Annotated in this window: 13 protein-coding genes; 9 read left to right on the top strand and 4 right to left on the bottom strand. The window is 62.8% G+C overall.

Going from position 1 to position 15,261, the window contains the following annotated elements:
• Window positions 1–10 precede the first annotated feature (10 nt).
• Window positions 11–778, top strand: a complete 768-nt coding sequence (locus GSQ90_RS29505; protein ID WP_158818561.1) for a sugar isomerase domain-containing protein — start codon at window positions 11–13, stop codon at window positions 776–778.
• A gap of 14 nt (window positions 779–792) precedes the next feature.
• On the top strand, window positions 793–2,244 hold the full coding sequence (locus tag GSQ90_RS29500) for an aldehyde dehydrogenase (protein ID WP_246731833.1): 1,452 nt from the start codon (window positions 793–795) through the stop codon (window positions 2,242–2,244).
• On the opposite strand, the gene GSQ90_RS29495 is transcribed toward GSQ90_RS29500, so the two are convergent.
• Both GSQ90_RS29495 and GSQ90_RS29490 read right to left on the bottom strand, forming a co-directional pair.
• Window positions 2,216–3,463: an amidohydrolase gene (locus tag GSQ90_RS29495; RefSeq protein WP_158818559.1), complete on the bottom strand. Its 1,248-nt coding sequence runs from the start codon at window positions 3,461–3,463 to the stop codon at window positions 2,216–2,218. The two genes, GSQ90_RS29500 and GSQ90_RS29495, sit on opposite strands and share 29 nt — an antisense overlap.
• The gene (locus GSQ90_RS29490) at window positions 3,460–5,928 is read right to left on the bottom strand and encodes a questin oxidase family protein (RefSeq protein WP_158818558.1); all 2,469 of its coding nucleotides are present in this window, start codon (window positions 5,926–5,928) and stop codon (window positions 3,460–3,462) included. The genes GSQ90_RS29495 and GSQ90_RS29490 overlap by 4 nt, the downstream gene beginning before the upstream one ends.
• A gap of 252 nt (window positions 5,929–6,180) precedes the next feature.
• On the opposite strand from GSQ90_RS29490, the gene GSQ90_RS29485 reads away from it, so the two are divergent.
• The 3 genes from GSQ90_RS29485 to GSQ90_RS29475 all read left to right on the top strand — a co-directional run bounded on the left by GSQ90_RS29485 (window position 6,181) and on the right by GSQ90_RS29475 (window position 9,289).
• Complete coding sequence (locus GSQ90_RS29485) at window positions 6,181–7,464, top strand: extracellular solute-binding protein (RefSeq protein ID WP_158818557.1); 1,284 nt, start codon at window positions 6,181–6,183, stop codon at window positions 7,462–7,464.
• An 83-nt stretch (window positions 7,465–7,547) separates the two neighbouring features.
• Window positions 7,548–8,465 carry a carbohydrate ABC transporter permease gene (locus GSQ90_RS29480; protein ID WP_158818556.1) on the top strand — a complete coding sequence of 306 codons (918 nt, stop codon included), beginning with the start codon at window positions 7,548–7,550 and terminating at the stop codon, window positions 8,463–8,465.
• Window positions 8,462–9,289, top strand: coding sequence for a carbohydrate ABC transporter permease (locus tag GSQ90_RS29475; RefSeq protein ID WP_158818555.1), 828 nt, complete (start codon window positions 8,462–8,464; stop codon window positions 9,287–9,289). The genes GSQ90_RS29480 and GSQ90_RS29475 overlap by 4 nt, the downstream gene beginning before the upstream one ends.
• Window positions 9,290–9,315: 26 nt before the next feature.
• Here the strand turns inward: GSQ90_RS29475 and GSQ90_RS29470 are convergent, their stop codons facing one another.
• Window positions 9,316–10,407: an ABC transporter ATP-binding protein gene (locus GSQ90_RS29470; RefSeq protein ID WP_158818554.1), complete on the bottom strand. Its 1,092-nt coding sequence runs from the start codon at window positions 10,405–10,407 to the stop codon at window positions 9,316–9,318.
• A gap of 169 nt (window positions 10,408–10,576) precedes the next feature.
• Between GSQ90_RS29470 and GSQ90_RS29465 the strand changes: the two genes are divergently transcribed.
• Genes GSQ90_RS29465 through GSQ90_RS29450 form a run of 4 tightly spaced genes read left to right on the top strand, consistent with a single transcriptional unit; the run spans window position 10,577 to window position 14,203 of the window.
• On the top strand, window positions 10,577–11,410 hold the full coding sequence (locus GSQ90_RS29465) for a DeoR/GlpR family DNA-binding transcription regulator (protein WP_158818553.1): 834 nt from the start codon (window positions 10,577–10,579) through the stop codon (window positions 11,408–11,410).
• A 31-nt stretch (window positions 11,411–11,441) separates the two neighbouring features.
• Window positions 11,442–12,128: a cysteine hydrolase family protein gene (locus GSQ90_RS29460; RefSeq protein ID WP_256366638.1), complete on the top strand. Its 687-nt coding sequence runs from the start codon at window positions 11,442–11,444 to the stop codon at window positions 12,126–12,128.
• Window positions 12,121–12,756: an isochorismatase family protein gene (locus tag GSQ90_RS29455; RefSeq protein ID WP_158818551.1), complete on the top strand. Its 636-nt coding sequence runs from the start codon at window positions 12,121–12,123 to the stop codon at window positions 12,754–12,756. The genes GSQ90_RS29460 and GSQ90_RS29455 overlap by 8 nt, the downstream gene beginning before the upstream one ends.
• Window positions 12,757–12,766: 10 nt before the next feature.
• On the top strand, window positions 12,767–14,203 hold the full coding sequence (locus GSQ90_RS29450; RefSeq protein WP_158818550.1) for an allophanate hydrolase: 1,437 nt from the start codon (window positions 12,767–12,769) through the stop codon (window positions 14,201–14,203).
• On the opposite strand, the gene GSQ90_RS29445 is transcribed toward GSQ90_RS29450, so the two are convergent.
• Entirely contained in the window at window positions 14,175–14,975 is an 801-nt protein-coding gene (locus tag GSQ90_RS29445; RefSeq protein ID WP_158818549.1) for a BtpA/SgcQ family protein, read from the bottom strand. The genes GSQ90_RS29450 and GSQ90_RS29445 overlap by 29 nt on opposite strands.
• Between the last annotated feature and the right edge of the window lie 286 nt (window positions 14,976–15,261).

The following is a 15,261-nucleotide window of genomic DNA, read 5'->3' as shown; positions in this document are numbered from 1 at the left end:
GAGCTTTTCTTTGACCTCAATCATCGACCGCTATTTCGCGTCGCTCGCCGAGCGTCTTGAAACCGTCCGCACAACCCAGATCGAGGCGATCGGGCGCGCCGCGGAAGCTTGCGCGCAATCCATCGCGAACGATAAGCTCGCTTTCACTTTCGGCACCGGCCATGGCGCATTGCCGGCGCTTGAAAGCTTCCCCCGCACTGGAACGATCGTCGGGTTCCGTCCGATCGTCGAGAGCACCATGATCTCGTTTCACCATGTCTGGGGCGATATGGGCGCGCGCCAATATCGCTTCATTCACGCAGTCGAGGGTTATGGCAAAGCGATCCTGCGCTCTCATCAGCTTGACCCCGCCGATACGATGATCCTGTTTTCGCATTCAGGCGTCAATGCGGTGATCCTCGATATCGCGCTGGGCGCCAAGGCGCTTGGGATGCAGGTCGTCGGCGTAACGTCGCTGCCCCATTCCTCGGCGAGTCCGTCGCGCCATTCGTCAGGCAAGCGGCTTTTTGAGGTCGCGGACATCGTCATCGATACCGGCGTGCCGCTGGCCGACGCGTCGCTTCGCATCGATGGCTTGGAAGCGCCGGTCGGCGCCAATTCGACCAGCATCACGATCGCCATAGCGCATGCGATCGTTTCCGCCACGGCGGAAAAATTGGTGCAGCGAGGCATCGAGCCCTTCGTGATGGTCAATCCCAACACCGCCGGCAAAGCGTCCGCCAACGAGAAGAACGACCGCAATTACGACGAGCTATGGCGCCGGCTGAAAGCGCGTTGAGAAAGGTCGACATCATGCGTGAGCGAAATCTTTTCATTGACGGCGCATGGCGCCCGTCCGTCGCGGGCCGCCGCCTGGAGATCAAAGACCCTGCGACAGGAGATCTCGTGGGGACAACGGCGCTCGCCAACGCCGCCGACGTGGACGGCGCCGTCCAAGCCGCCGCGCGCGCTTTTCCCGCATGGGCGAATATGCATCCCGACGAGCGCGCCAGAATATTGAAGCGCGCAGCCGATCTGATCGAAGAGCGCGTTGCCGCAATTGCCGATTTGCTGACGCGTGAACAGGGCAAACCGATCCCGGATTCCGAGAAGGAAATTCGCTTCGGCGTCGAGGTCATTCGCTATTATGCGGAGGAGGGGAAGCGCGTTGGCGGTTCGCTGCGGCCCTCGTCCCGGCGCGATATCCGCAGCCTGGTCGTTTCCTCGCCGGTTGGCGTCGTCGGCGCGATCACGCCATGGAACTATCCGGTCGATATTTACGCCTGGAAAATCGGCCCCGCGCTGGCGGCGGGTTGCACGATCGTCGTCAAGCCGCCGCATGAGACGCCGCTGGCGATCGCCATGATTGTTCAATGCTTCGCCGACGCGGGGCTGCCGCCCGGCGTGCTGAACGATCTGCCGGGAACCGGCCCGGAAGCGGGCGCGGCTCTCGCCGCCCATCCTGGCGTCGCTATGATCACCGCGACGGCCTCGGTCGCCGCCGGGCAATCGATGATGCGGGCCGGCGCCGACAATATGAAGCGCCTGACATTGGAGCTTGGCGGTCAATGTCCCTTTGTCGTGCTTGACGATGCTGACGTTGTGGAGGCCGCCGCCGCGGCGGCGCGCCGCTCCTTCTCGAATATGGGTCAGATCTGCATCGCGGTGAATCGCATTCTTGTCGCCGACAGGGTGCATGATTCCTTCGTCGAGGCGCTTGTCGCCGAGACGCGGCGGATCAAGCTCGGCCATGGCGTTGAGCCGGGTGTGCAATACGGCCCGGTGCTGCATGAGGGCGTGCGCAGCCGCGCCGTCAGACATGCCGACGATGCCGTGCGTCGCGGTGGAAAGCTCCTCGTGGGCGGCGCGGCTCCGCGGAGTTCGGCCTATGACAAGGGTTTCTTTTTCGAGCCGACGCTGATCGACGATGCGCCGGACGCGGCGCTGGTCATGACCGAAGAAAGCTACGGGCCGATCGCCGGCATCCGCCGCGTTTGCGACGACGCTGAGGCGTTGGCGGTCGCCAACGCGCTACCGTTTGGGCTCGCCGCCTATGTCTATTCGCGCGATCTTGAGCGCGCCTGGTCCTTCGCCGAGCGTCTTGAGACCGGCGCGGTCGGCGTCAACATCAATGACACGACCGAACTTCAGGCGCCTTTCGGCGGCTGGAAATTGTCGGGCGTCGGCCGCGAGCTTGGCCCGGAAGGCCTGATGGCTTTTCGCGAGTCGAAGCATATCAAGATTCGCATGCGCCAGCGCGAGTAGCGTCTTCGCCACGTTCGAATCCGGCGACGTTGACGCGACCATCGCGGGCGACGATTGCGCCGCGCTTGAGGACGATACGGCGGGGTGGAAAGGAAGCCACCGCTTCGGGTACGTCGCCGGCGGCGACCGCGATGAGATCGGCGACGCCGCCGACTTCAACCGCGACAGGCGAAAGGCCCAAAACTTTTCTGGAGTTCGTGGTAATGAGTTCGAACGCCAGACGGAGCTGGCCGTCCATGCGGAGATTGGCGCGATAGGCGATCATCCGGGCGCGCTCAAGGAGATCGCCGCTGCCGAAGGGCGACCACGCGTCCCGGATATTGTCGGAACCGGCGAAGACGGTCACGCCCGCCTCGGCAAGACGGGCGACGGGTGGGATGGCGTCCGGCCCCGGACCGTTCGTCATGATGGCGACGCCGCCGCGCGCCAAAGCGGCAAGCGTCGTGCGGAGCTCCGATCCGTCGATCATGCCGAGCGCAAAGGCGTGACTGACCGCAACGCGCCCCTGCAGGCCAAGCGCGGCTGAACGATTGGCGATCTGGCGCAGCTCGAAGGCGCCGAGCGAGCCGGGATCGTGCAGATGAATATCCACGCGACAGTCGTGACGCTCCGCCAGTCCAAACACTGTGTCCAGATGGCCTTCGACATCGCCGTCAATGCCGGCGGGATCGAGGCCGCCGACGACCTCCGCGCCAAGCCGCAACGCCTCGTCCATGAGTTCAGCGACGCGCGAATTGATCCCGCTCTGCGGGAAAGCGACAAACTGGATGTCGACGAGATCGGCGTATTTTTGTCTGACGTCCAGCAAGGCTGCGAGATGCGCAAGGCCAATCTCTTCGCTCACATCGACATGCGATCGGAGCGCCAAAGTGCCCAAGCCGAGGATTCTTTCGATCAACAGGCCCGCGCGGCGCACGATCGGAACGCCGACCGATTGTCTTTGCCGCCGCTCCGCCTCTATGCGCTCGCCAATGCTGGCGCCGCTGATGTGCGGCATCCATTCCAGCCCCAAAAAGGTTTTGTCGAGATGGATATGGCCGTCGGTCAAGGCGGGCAGAAGCAGCAGCCCGTCGAGATTTTCGATCGGCGCGCCTTGCTGGGGCGAGGCCACGCCGGCCTCCGCGATGCTCTGAATGAACCCCTCGCGCACCGCGACGTCGAAGAGGCCATTCCGTCCCGCAAGCCGGCATCGCAGAAGATCGATCGAGGCTGGCTTCATGCGATCAAGCCGACGCGCCGAGCCGCAACGATGCGATAAAGCGGGTCGCCCGTGCGGTCGAACTCCTGAAACGCGGAAAACACCAGGCTGTGGTCATGCTCATCATCGGAGGCGACAGCCGCCGCCGCGATCGCCGCCGCCGGCGGCGGAACAAGGCGCCGCCATTCCTCAAGCTGCGCTTCATCAGGAGCGGCGGGCATGCCTATTTTGGGATAGATCGACAGAATCGCCTGCCAGAAGTGCCGGATCAGCGGCGTCGGATCGTCCATATGCGGGGCGACGAGCCGAAGCCAGTGGCTGCCGGTGACGGCATGCAGAGCCTCAAAGCTCATCGAGCCGGCGTAAAGCGATAGAGACGCCTGCGCGATGCGGTCAAGCGTGCCGGGGCCGACCGCCAACCGGTCGATCATGGCGCCGAAGGCCGGCATGTGGCCCACGCCATCTATCCAATGCCAAAGCATGGGAGAATTGATCTCGACGCGGGCGAATGCGGGATCGGCGCGCATATGGTCGAGCGTCTCCAGGGGATCGTCGGTCGACGCGGCAGCGCCGGAGGGTTCAGGCAGGGGAAGAAAGGTCGTCGCCCAATAGCCAAGCGCCGCGCCGATCTCCGCTTCGTCGCCTCGCAATGCGCCATAGGCAAGACGCATCAGGCCATGCAGCGCGCTTGCGCCGACGCCCCGCGACAATTCGGGGACATAGAGACGAATGGCCGCCGAACCGCCGAGCCGCCGCGCTTCATCCACGAAAAACCGGCGATAGTCGGCCTCCCTGGTCCGATCGCCGAGCGCGCCGCGCCAATTATCCCGCTCGATTGATTTTTTCGCCGGCCGGAGAGCCGGGACCGCATGGAATTTGTCGTAATGGGCGGCATAGGCCGCCATCCGGTCCGGCGAGGCGCCGAGGCGGAACAACGCTTCGATCACCATCGGCAGGTGGTTCGCCAAATCCACCGGGAATTCGGCGCTCTGGCGACGCGTGTCGGCAATCAACCGGTCGGCGATCGTTCGCGCCTCCGCCCGGTCGCCATCATCGGCGGCCGGCGTTTCCCTGCGCAAACCGTTGATGCGGTCCGCCGAGCCATCGAACATCCGATCGTCGAACGCCAGCAGCTTGTCGTAATGCATGTCGGCGTCCTCCAGGAACAGGTCGCGGGTTATCGCGTCGACGACCCTTGGCGTCCCATATTTAAGCCCTGTGACGCCGTTGCACACCGGGCCGACGCTCGGCACAGCGCCGGCGTTGAACAGATGGATATTGCCCAGCAGCTCGGCGGCGGCGGGATTTTTCGACTGCAGTTGAAAGCCGGCGCCGAGATAAGGGTGGCGGCCGAGCTCTTCGTCGTCCTCTCCGGGCGGGGGAACAAAACGGTCGCGCCAGAGACAAATTTCGTCGCGCACGCCAGCCAATTCGGGACGAAGCGACAGGTCTGTCCGAAATCCCGTCGCGACCAGAATGCGATCGAAGCGTCGGGGCGCCCCGTTGGCGACGAGCACAATCTCATCGCCCTCCATGCGCGCGCTGTCGAGCCGATGGCCCAGCTTGAGTTCGAAGCGGGGATCGAGCGCGGCGCGATCGAACATCGTCTGCGTCGGTGGCGGTTGCAGGTCCCGCATGCGGCGCATGAAATTCCATCGCAGCCGATCGGGGAGATCGGCAAAGCTTGTCAGGAAGCCGGGGAAGTTCGACCAGGCTAACACCTCGACATGGGGCAACGTCGTCCGGCGCGCATAGAGCGCGACCTGCGCGGCGCCGTGCTGCAGCGCATGGACCGCGCAATCGAACGCGGAGGCGCCGGCGCCCAAAATGGCGATGCGTCGCCCTGCTAGACCTGGGCCGTCGATCGAATCCGCATTATGGCTCCAGACTGATCTGGGCAGCGCCGCGATTTCTTCTGGCGCATAGGGCGCGCCGGCGCCGTCGATGCCCGTGGCGAGCACCAGCTTGCGCGCATAGATCGTGCGGGCGCCCTCGGGAGAGGCGAGCGTCAGCGCGAGCCAATCGTCCTGCGATGCGATCCCCTCAAGCGAAGTTTCGTTGCGGACCGGCAAAGCGAGCAAGTCGCGATACCAGACGAGATAGGCCATCCAATCGCGGCGATCGATCTTGTCGAGGCGATCCCATGAGAGGCTTCCATATCTCGCCTCATGCCACGACCGGTACGTGAGGTTGGGAATGCCAAAGTCGGGGCCGGACAGAGTCTTGGGCGATCTGAGGACGTCCATACGGGCATGCGTGACCCAGGGGCCCTCTTTGCCCGCAGGGCTCCGGTCAATCACCAGGATGTTGGAGACGCGTCGCCGCATCAATCCAAAAGCGATCGAGAGACCGCTGAGGCCCGCTCCGACCACCAGAACGTCGAGGGCCGGAACGCCATCCGGCCCGATGCGAGGGGGAACCCAGGCGCGCGGCGGATATTCGATTTTCTCAAGGTCGGCCCTGACATGAGCCGCCAGGCGGTCCAAAGGCCCGCTTTCCAGACGCCGGCGCGCGGGCCGGCTACGGCTAGGCCTCGGCGCCGCCGCCTCTTTTTTGGTCTTTTGCCCAGCCTTTAGCATCGAGTCTCTGTCTCTTGCGCAGCGCCTGTTGCTATCGCTCGTTGTCTAGAAATGTTTGACTATGTTTGACCAAGTTCGATCCTGTTGCAAGTGGCATGTGACTTGCTTTATGTTTTCAACGCAGGTCGGGATAACCCCCTTAGAGGAGGCGCGTGGAAGATGAAAATGCTCCGATATCGCAGAACCGCATGGATCGCTCTTTCGACCGTCGCTCTCCTTGGCTTCCAGGCGGCGGGCGCCGCGGCGGCGGACATCACCCTCAACATCGCGTCGATGAACGACCCCTTCGGGGCCGCCATGGCCAAGCTCGCCGATCGCGCCAAAAAAGACACCGGCGTCGGCATCAAGGTCGACATCATGAACTACGGCGAGCTGATGACCAAGACCACCGCCGATTTCATCGGCCATACCGCAGGCTACGACATCATCACGATGGACAATGTCCTATCGGGTCAATATGCGACGGGCGGCCATGTGATCGCGCTCGATGCGCTCATCAAGCGCGACAAGGACGAAATCAAACCCGACGACATCTATCCCGTAGTGATGAACTCCCTTGGCAATTACAAGGGCGTTCAGATCGCCATGCCGTTCTCCGGCTACGCCAATGTGCTGGTCTATCGCAAGGACCTGTTCGACGCCGCCGGATTGGCGGCGCCGGCGACCATGGAGGAATTGCAGGCGGACGCCGAGAAACTGACCGATCGCAAGAAGGGCCAATATGGTTGGGTCGCCAATGGCCAGAAAGGGCCGGCCGTCGCTCAGGACTGGATGCAGTATAACGCGGAACTGGGCGGATCCATTCTCGACAAGGACGGAAAGCCCGCGATCAATTCCCCCTCCAACATCAAGAGTCTCACCGTCTACAAGGCTCTGTTCGACAAGGCTGCGCCTCCAGGCGCGGTGGATTATGATTGGGGCGGGCGCGAGGAATCCTTCCGTCAGGGCATTTCCGCCACGATGCAGACCTGGTCGGTCGGCGCCTCGAGCTACGGCGATCCCGACAAGTCCAAAATTGTCGGCAAATTCGCCGTCGTAAAGGCCCCGCCAGGTCAAGGCGCGCCGCAGCAATACGGCATCGGCGGCTGGGGATTGTCGATCAACGGCGACATAACCAAGGATCGCCAGGAGGCGGCCTGGAAGGTCATCAAATGGCTGACGAGCGCGGAGATCCAGAAGGAGCTCGCGAAGCTTGGCGGCGGCGGCTACATTCGAAAGAGCAGCATCAAGGACGCCGAGCTGAACGCCATGTTCCCGTTCCTGCCGGTGATCGGCGAATCCTTCGAAAAGGGCAACGGCGACTTCCGTCCCCGCGTCCCTGAATATCCAGAGATCCAGGACATTCTGGGCTCGGCCGTCAATGCGGTGCTGGCCGGCAATTCCGACCCGAAAGCCGCTCTTGACGATGCGCAGAGCCGGGCGTTGGCTGTCTTCAAAGAGTGACGGAGTCCGGATTTTCTTCCTCCGGCCCGCCGAAGCGGCCGGCGACGGCTCTCGCTGTCGCTGGCCCCTTCGATTGGTTTGGATTGCGCGCGCGCCTCCTGCCGCCCGGAGAGCCCCTCGAAGCGCGGCGCCGGCTGTTCTTCTTCTGCCTAACGGCGCCGGTGATCCTCTATGTGCTCGCCTGCGCGGTTTGGCCGGCGGTCGTCGGCCTGAGCTATAGCCTGTTCCGCTACAATCTGTTGCGCCCGCAGCGAACCGCGTTTGTGGGTCTTGAGAATTATGTCGCGCTCTGGACCGATCCCAGCACCAGAACCGCCATCTTCAATACGCTTGCCTTCGTCGCCGGCGCGGTGATCCTCGAGTTCGTCGCGGGATTTGCGCTTGCGCTGTTGCTGTGGCGCGACCGGCTCATCAACCGCGTCAGCCTCGCCTTGCTTCTCGTGCCGGTGACCGTGACGCCTCTGGCCACCGGCCTGATTTTTCGCGCGCTTCTGACGCCCGATTATGGCCCGATCGGCTATTGGGCGCGCGTGCTTGGAATTTCCAGCGAGCGAGGCTTCCTCGGCTCGCCGCAGACCGCGCTGGCGACCATCGTCGCGATGGATGTCTGGCAATGGACCCCGCTGATGATGCTCATTCTGCTCGCCGGCCTGAAGTCCATCCCGTCCAGCTTTCTGGAGGCGGCGGAGGTGGACGGCGCCACTGCCTGGCAGCGGTTTACGACCATCATCGTCCCCGTCATGACGCCGACGATTCTTCTCGCCCTCCTGTTGCGCGTCATCGACGCGTCGATGGTGTTCGACACGATTTATGTGACCACCAACGGCGGCCCGGGCGACGCGACAAACGTTCTGATGATCCGCGCCGTCAAGGAGGGTCTGGAATTCTTCAATATCGGAACCGCCAGCGCGATTTCCGCTCTAATGCTGGCGCTTGTCGCAGTCATGGCCAGCGTCTTTTTCGTTCTGATCAACCGCTATGACAGGAAGGCGGCGCCATGAATCGAACGATCGTCGGGCGCTTGAGTTCAGCGGCCCAGAGCGCCGCCGTCGCGCTGGCGGTCGTCGCATTCCTGGCGCCGGTCGTCTGGCTGGCCGCGACCGCTTACAAACCCGCCGTCGACATATTCAGCTTGCCGCCGAAACTTTTCTTCACCCCTACGCTTGAAAATTTTCGAGTTCTGTTCAGCCTGTTCGACATTTCCAAGCTTGTCTACAACAGCCTCGCGATCAGCCTGGGCGCGACCGCTTTGGCGCTCGTGCTCGGCGTTCCCGGCGGCTACGCCCTCGCGCGCAGTCGATCGCGTCATGCAATCACTATCGCCTATTGTCTTCTCGCCGTGAGGATGATGCCGCGCGTCGTCACGCTTATGCCCTTTTATCTGATCATGCGCGACGTCGGGCTCCTCGGGACCGTTTGGTCGGTGGTCCTGCTGGATGCGACGCTCAGCTCCGGCTTCGTCGTGTGGATGATGTTTTCCTATTTTCGCGCCGTCCCGCCAGAAGCCGAATATGCGGCGCAACTCGACGGGCGCACCGCTTTCGGGGCCTTCTTCTTCGTGGGCATTCCGCTCGTCATGCCGGGCGTCATCGCCAGCGCCTTGTTCAGCATCATGCTCGCCTGGAACGATTTTCTCACGCCCGCCTTCATGACCACCGGGGATTCGAAACCGCTTTCGGTCGCGCTTCTATCGGCCTATGGCACCAAGGACGTCTCCTGGGGCACGATGGGAGCGCTCGCGCATTTCTCGACCCTGCCGATCATCCTGATGGCGCTGCTGCTCAACCGCTATTTCGTCCAGGGCCTGACCAAAGGCATGAGCTGATCTGAAGCCGAGGCCAGGCGTTTGTCCTACGCGGCCGCCAGGGCGGGGTCGAATTCCACGCGTCGACCCGTCTTGGGTTCAAACAGATGAACCGGCGCCTCGACGCTGAGCAGGACGTTGGCGTCATGGAGCAAAGTTCCGGAGACGCCTTGCGCGAGAACTTCGACGGCGCCGACCTGGACATGGTGGATCGCATGGGGGCCGAGTTCTTCGGTAAAGACGACCGTTCCGCGAAGGGTTCCCGTCTCCGGCCCCGCGACCCGTACGGCCTCGGCGCGCAAGCCGACGACGACAGGGCGGCCGCGCTCGTCAGGCGGCGCCGTGAAGCCCAACGGAATCGACCCGGCTCCGGGAATCTCGAGGCCGCCGCCGTCACTGGATAGGAAGCCGTCGAGAAAGCTCATCGGCTGCGCGCCGACGAAGGACGCGACATAGCGGCTGGCTGGCCTTCGGTAGACTTCGGTCGGCGGCCCCACCTGTTCGATCCGCCCCGCGTTCATGACGACGATCCGATCGGCGAGCGTCATCGCTTCCACCTGATCATGGGTGACGAAGACCGAGGTGACGCCGAGTCGTTCCTGCAACTGACGAATTTCCGCGCGCATCTGAACTCTGAGCTTGGCGTCCAGGTTGGACAGCGGTTCGTCGAACAGAAACAATTTCGGCTTGCGGACGATGGCGCGTCCCATCGCGACGCGCTGACGCTGACCGCCAGAGAGTTGCGAGGGTTTGCGGTCGAGATAATCGCCAAGGCTGACGATCCGCGCGACCTCGATGACGCGCGCCTTGATCTCGCTTTTGGCGACGCCCGCCACATGCAGGGGATAGCCAATATTGTCGCGAACGGTCAGATGGGGATAGAGCGCATAATTTTGAAACACCATCGCGCATTCCCGCCGGCGCGGCGGCAGATGCGTGACGATCTGGCCGGCGATCTCGATCTGGCCCGCCGACACGTCCTCAAGGCCGGCGATCATGCGCAAAAGGGTCGACTTGCCGCATCCCGACGGGCCGAGAATCACGACGAACTCGCCTTGCGAGACGTCGAGATCGACGCCGCAAACCACCTCCGCCTTGCCGTAAGACTTGCTCACCCCATCCAGGCGAAGACCCAGCATCGTTGCTTCCTTCGACTTAACAAAATTTATCATATAAAAACAATAAAGGACATTTGCTGACATTGAAACCCATGTTATGTCTGGCGGGCTTGAGTTTGAACACGCTCCCGTTCGCAAAGCCCCGGGACCCATGGCGCGACTGCTGCGGCGAGGTTGCGGACGGAAGGGAATGACGAAAAACGACGCGATAGCTGCCGGTTCTAATCCATCCAGCCAAGGCCGTATGCTCGCCGCCGTTCGGCATGCGCGGATCATGGCGGCGTTCGAGCGCAACGGATTCATTTCCGTCACGGATATGGCGCAGGAGATCGGCGTATCGGCGATGACGATCCGGCGAGATCTGGTGGTGCTCGCGCAGATGGGCCTTCTTACGCGCACACACGGGGGCGCCGTCGCGCCGTCAGAAAACGATCCTTCGAGTTTCGACGCCGACGAGCCGGTTTTTGAACAGCGCTTGCGGCAAAACACCGACGCCAAGATCGCGATCGCCCGGGCGGCGGCGGAACTCGTCGGCCCGCGCGAATCGATCGGCCTGGATGTCGGGACCTCGATCATCACGCTCGTCGACGAACTCGTCGCCCGCGACGACTTGATCCTGTTCACCAACAGCATGCATGCCGCGATGCGGCTCGCGGAAGCCAGAAGTCCCGTCTATATCCTGGGCGGCGAGGTGCGCATCCCGGAATTTTCCGTCGTCGGCGCCAACGCGACCAACTACCTCAAAAATCACTTTCTCGATCGCGCCTTCATCGGCGTTTCCGGCATCAACGCGGCCGGCCTTTACGACTATTCGCCCGAAGACACTGAAGTGAAGCGCGCCTTCATCGAAAGCGCCGATTGCGTCGTGGTGCTATGCGACGCCTCGAAATTCGGCCGCCGCGCTTTGTCGCGCATTGCGAGCCTGGATGCGGTGGACATTTTGGTCACCGATCAGCCGCCGCCGGCCGACCTCGCCGAAGCGCTTTCGGCGGCGGCGGTTCGCGTGATTGTGGCCGCGACATGAACCGCGCGCGAACCGCGACAGACGCAAAGCCGTGACGGGCGCGCGAAAATCTCTATGGCCGCGTACGGAGCCGGCGCATAACGCGAGGATCGCCCTTCTGATCATCGACATGCAGATCGATTTTTGCGCTCCCGGAGGATGGGTCGATCAGCTCGGCGAAGATGTCAGCAACACCCGGTCTGTGATTGAGCCGATCCGCGCCATATTGAATGTTGCGCGGGACGCCGGCCTGACCGTTTTTCACACGCGCGAGGGCCATAGACCGGATCTGTCCGACCTGCCCGCCAACAAGCAATGGCGGACCCGCGCGCATGGGTTGGGCATCGGCGATCGCGGCGCCACAGGACGTATCCTGGTGCGCGGCGAGCCCGGATGGCAAATCGTGCCGGAATTGGCGCCGATCGCTGGCGAACTCGTCATCGACAAGCCAGGCAAATCTTCGTTCCACGCGACCGATCTCGAAGATCAACTTCGCTCGCGCGGCCTGACCCATCTGGTCATAACGGGCGTCACTTCCGATTGCTGCGTTCAATCGACGATGCGCGATGCTTTCGAATGCGGTTTTGAATGCCTTTTGCTCGAAGATTGCACGGCGGCCGTGGAGACGCGCAATCACGTGGCGACGCTCGATATTCTCAAGGCGTTTGGCGGACGCTGGGGTTCGGTCGCGACTTCCGAGTCGCTTCTGCGCGCGTTGGGAGCCGACAGCCTTGTCTGAAGCGGGCGTCGAGAGTTGTTTTCCGCAAATTGCGGCCAATCCCTATCCCTGGCCTTTTGACGGGCGATGGTCGGTAGGGACGACCGCCTACCTGCTGTTTGGATTTCAGACCGAGGCCATCGCGACGCTGGACGCCGCGGAAGCGGCGGCGGTCGCCGGGCGCATTCTGGCGGCGGTTCGGTCGGCTAGGATTCGCGTGATCTTTTCCCGCCGCACGCTCGGCGCCGGCGCCAATCCTATGGCGTCGAGACACGGAGGCGAGAACGTACCGCCAAATAGCGGAATCGCTGACGCGCTTGCGCCGCGCCGCGGAGAGCCGATCGTCGATCATGCGGGCGACAATGCGTTTCTTCGGACCGATCTTGCCGCCCAATTGCGCGTCGCCGGCATCCGCAATCTCCTGATCGCGGGCCTGCCGACGGACGGTCTTATGCACGCCAGCATGCGCGCGGCCAACGATCATGGGTTTGAATGTCTGGCGATCGCCGACGCCTGCGCCGGGACGCAGATCGGATTTCATGAGGCGCAATTGCGCATCACTGCTTTCGGCAACGGATTGTTCGGCGCCGTCGCCGATAGCGCGGCTGTTCTTGCGGCGTTGAAAGCGCCGCCTTCCTCAAAAGGATAAGGCCTAGGCGATGGTTTGGTCCCATGAAACGGGCAGTCTTGATCTTTCGACGCTGCGCGACGCCTACTCCAAGGGATCGCTCAAGCCGAGCGCGGTCGTCGAAGCGATCTACGATCGCATTGCGCGTCGCGGCGAGGACAGCGTCTGGATCCATCTTGTCGCCAGGGAAAAGGCGCTGGCCGCGGCCAGGACGCTGGAGGCGGCGGGCTATGACGGCCGCCCGCTCTGGGGCGTCCCGTTTTCGGTGAAGGACTGCAACGATATTCCGGGCCTGCCGACGACCAACGGCCTGCCGGAAGGCGCCTATATCGCGCAATCGACCGGACAGGCGATCACGCGCCTGTTCGATGCTGGCGCTTTATTGATCGGCAAGACCAATATGGATCAATTCGGCATTGGTCTGGTGGGCATGCGCACGCCCTATGGCGCCTGTTCGTCTGTCTTTAGCGAAGACTATATTTCGGGTGGTTCAAGCTCGGGATCCGCGGTCTCCGTCGCTGCGGGCCTGTGCAGCTTCTCGATCGCCAATGACGCCGCGGGCTCGGGCCGGGTTCCCGCCGCCTTTAACAATATCGTCGGCGTGAAGCCGACGCCCGGTCTCGTCAGCAACGCCTGCGTCAGCGGCGGCGGCTGCGTCAAGACAATCGAGACGGTGTCGGTTTTTGCGCTGACCGTCGAAGACGGCATGGCGGTTCTTGAACGCATCGCGGGATTTGACGCGAGCTATCCGTTTTCCAGGCCCGAAGCGGATAAGGTTCGGCTCGATGTCGGAGCGCCGCCCGCGCATTTTCGCTTCGGCGTCCCCAAGGGAGACGCGCTTCGATTTTTTGGCGATATCGAGGCCGAGCGGTTGTTCGGCGAAGCCGTCGCTCGCATGGGCGAGATGGGCGGCGAGTTGGTGGAGGTGGATTTCGCGGCTTTCGAGGAAACGCAACGCATCCTCTACGATGGGCCCTGGATCGCGGAACGCGCGTTGACCCTTGACCCCGTGCTGGAGCGTCACCGAAGCCATATCCATCCCGTCACGCTCGCGATTCTGGAGCAGAGCGGACAATATTCCGCGAAGGATGCTTTTCGGGCCTTTCATCGGATCGCCGAGTTGAAATGCGCCGTGCGGCCGGTTTGGGAGCACATCGAGGTTCTGATGGTTCCCACGACGCCGACGATCTATCGCAAGGACGAAATATCGGCTGATCCGATCCGGCTGAATGCGCAGCTTGGAATCTATACCAATTTTGTGAATCTGATGGGGCTCTGCGGCGTCGCGGTTCCCAATGGATTTCGCGCCGATGGGTTGCCGCTCGGGGTTACCTTTTTGGCGCCTGGCTTTGCCGAGTCGCAAGCGGCTTCGATCGCGGCGAAATTCCACCGGCGTACCGGATTGACGCTCGGCGCCACAGGCCATTCCTATCCGCGCGTCAGCGCAGCGTCTCCACGACATTCATGAAGCGCTTGACGCGCTCGCCGTCGACCGCATTCCAGGTGTGGCCATCGATCTTGAAATGGGTGCCGATGACGACGCCGCTGGCGATGGCCAGCACGTCGCGGACATTGTCGATATTGACGCCTGTATTAGCGAAGACGGGGATGTCTTTGACGGTTGCGCAGACCTTTTGCAGATCGGATTGATCGGCGGGTTCGCCCGTTATCGGCCCTGACACCAGAATAGCGTCGGCGAGCGAGGAAAAGAGGGCGCTCCTGGCGCGCAATTCGATCGGACGCGCATCCAGCGAATGGGCGAATTCGGCGTTGATGTTGAAGAGCATCTTCATGTCGTCGCGGCCCAGATTATGGCGCAGACGCGATGCGGCGGCGCAATCGGGCTGCCAGACGCCCATGTCCGACGCAAAGACGCCGGTGAAAATCTCCCGTACGAATCTGGCGCCGGTCGCCGCCCCGATCGCGATGCTGGCGACGGGGTCCCAGAGGTAGTTGACGCCGAACGGCACGGTCAAAACGGGCTTGACGGCCTGGACCACCGCCGTCATGGCGGCGACGCCCTCCGGGGCGGCCTTGAAGACATAGGGGCGATCATTCTCATTGCCGAACATGACGGCGTCGACGCCTCCTTTTTGCAGGCGCTCGACATCCTTCAAAACGCCTTCGATCAACTTGTCGACGCCGCCGTCCGCGTCATAAAGCGGCGAGCCGGGCAGGGCGCCGATATGGGCCATGGCGATAACGGCCTTTTTCTTGGCGCCAAAGAAGTCGAAAATCATTGAATGCTCCATGCTGGAATTTCATAAGAGAATGAAAGAACGCGCCGCGATCGGGTATCCGTCCGTCGGCGGCGCGCGGGGCTAGCGCGTGCGCGAAAAGCGATCCCGCAGGCGCTGAAATCTGGACCGTCCGCTGAAGACGCAGGACGCGCGCGCTGCTGGTTGCATGGACCCGACCTGAAATCAGCGACCGCTCGCGCAAAAACACGCGCTGCGCTGCCCGAAATAGCACTTAAACGCACAATTTCAAACGAAACCGCTTCCGTCAAGATCGCGCTTGTTGATA

The sequence above is a fragment of the Methylocapsa sp. S129 genome (assembly GCF_009765995.1).
Classification (GTDB): Bacteria; Pseudomonadota; Alphaproteobacteria; order Rhizobiales; family Beijerinckiaceae; genus Roseiarcus.
The sequence above is the reverse complement of the archived record's forward strand: the minus strand, read 5'-3'. Positions and strand labels throughout refer to the sequence as shown.

Excerpts from the sequence above, each read along its gene's own strand:
- GSQ90_RS29475 (WP_158818555.1), top strand. The coding sequence starts at position 8,462 with ATGAATCGAACGATCGTCGGGCGCTTGAGTTCAGCGGCCCAGAGCGCC.
- GSQ90_RS29485 (WP_158818557.1), top strand. The coding sequence starts at position 6,181 with ATGAAAATGCTCCGATATCGCAGAACCGCATGGATCGCTCTTTCGACC.
- GSQ90_RS29470 (WP_158818554.1), bottom strand. The coding sequence starts at position 10,407 with ATGCTGGGTCTTCGCCTGGATGGGGTGAGCAAGTCTTACGGCAAGGCG.
- GSQ90_RS29495 (WP_158818559.1), bottom strand. The coding sequence starts at position 3,463 with ATGAAGCCAGCCTCGATCGATCTTCTGCGATGCCGGCTTGCGGGACGG.
- GSQ90_RS29445 (WP_158818549.1), bottom strand. The coding sequence starts at position 14,975 with ATGATTTTCGACTTCTTTGGCGCCAAGAAAAAGGCCGTTATCGCCATG.
- GSQ90_RS29450 (WP_158818550.1), top strand. The coding sequence starts at position 12,767 with ATGGTTTGGTCCCATGAAACGGGCAGTCTTGATCTTTCGACGCTGCGC.
- GSQ90_RS29500 (WP_246731833.1), top strand. The coding sequence starts at position 793 with ATGCGTGAGCGAAATCTTTTCATTGACGGCGCATGGCGCCCGTCCGTC.
- GSQ90_RS29465 (WP_158818553.1), top strand. The coding sequence starts at position 10,577 with ATGACGAAAAACGACGCGATAGCTGCCGGTTCTAATCCATCCAGCCAA.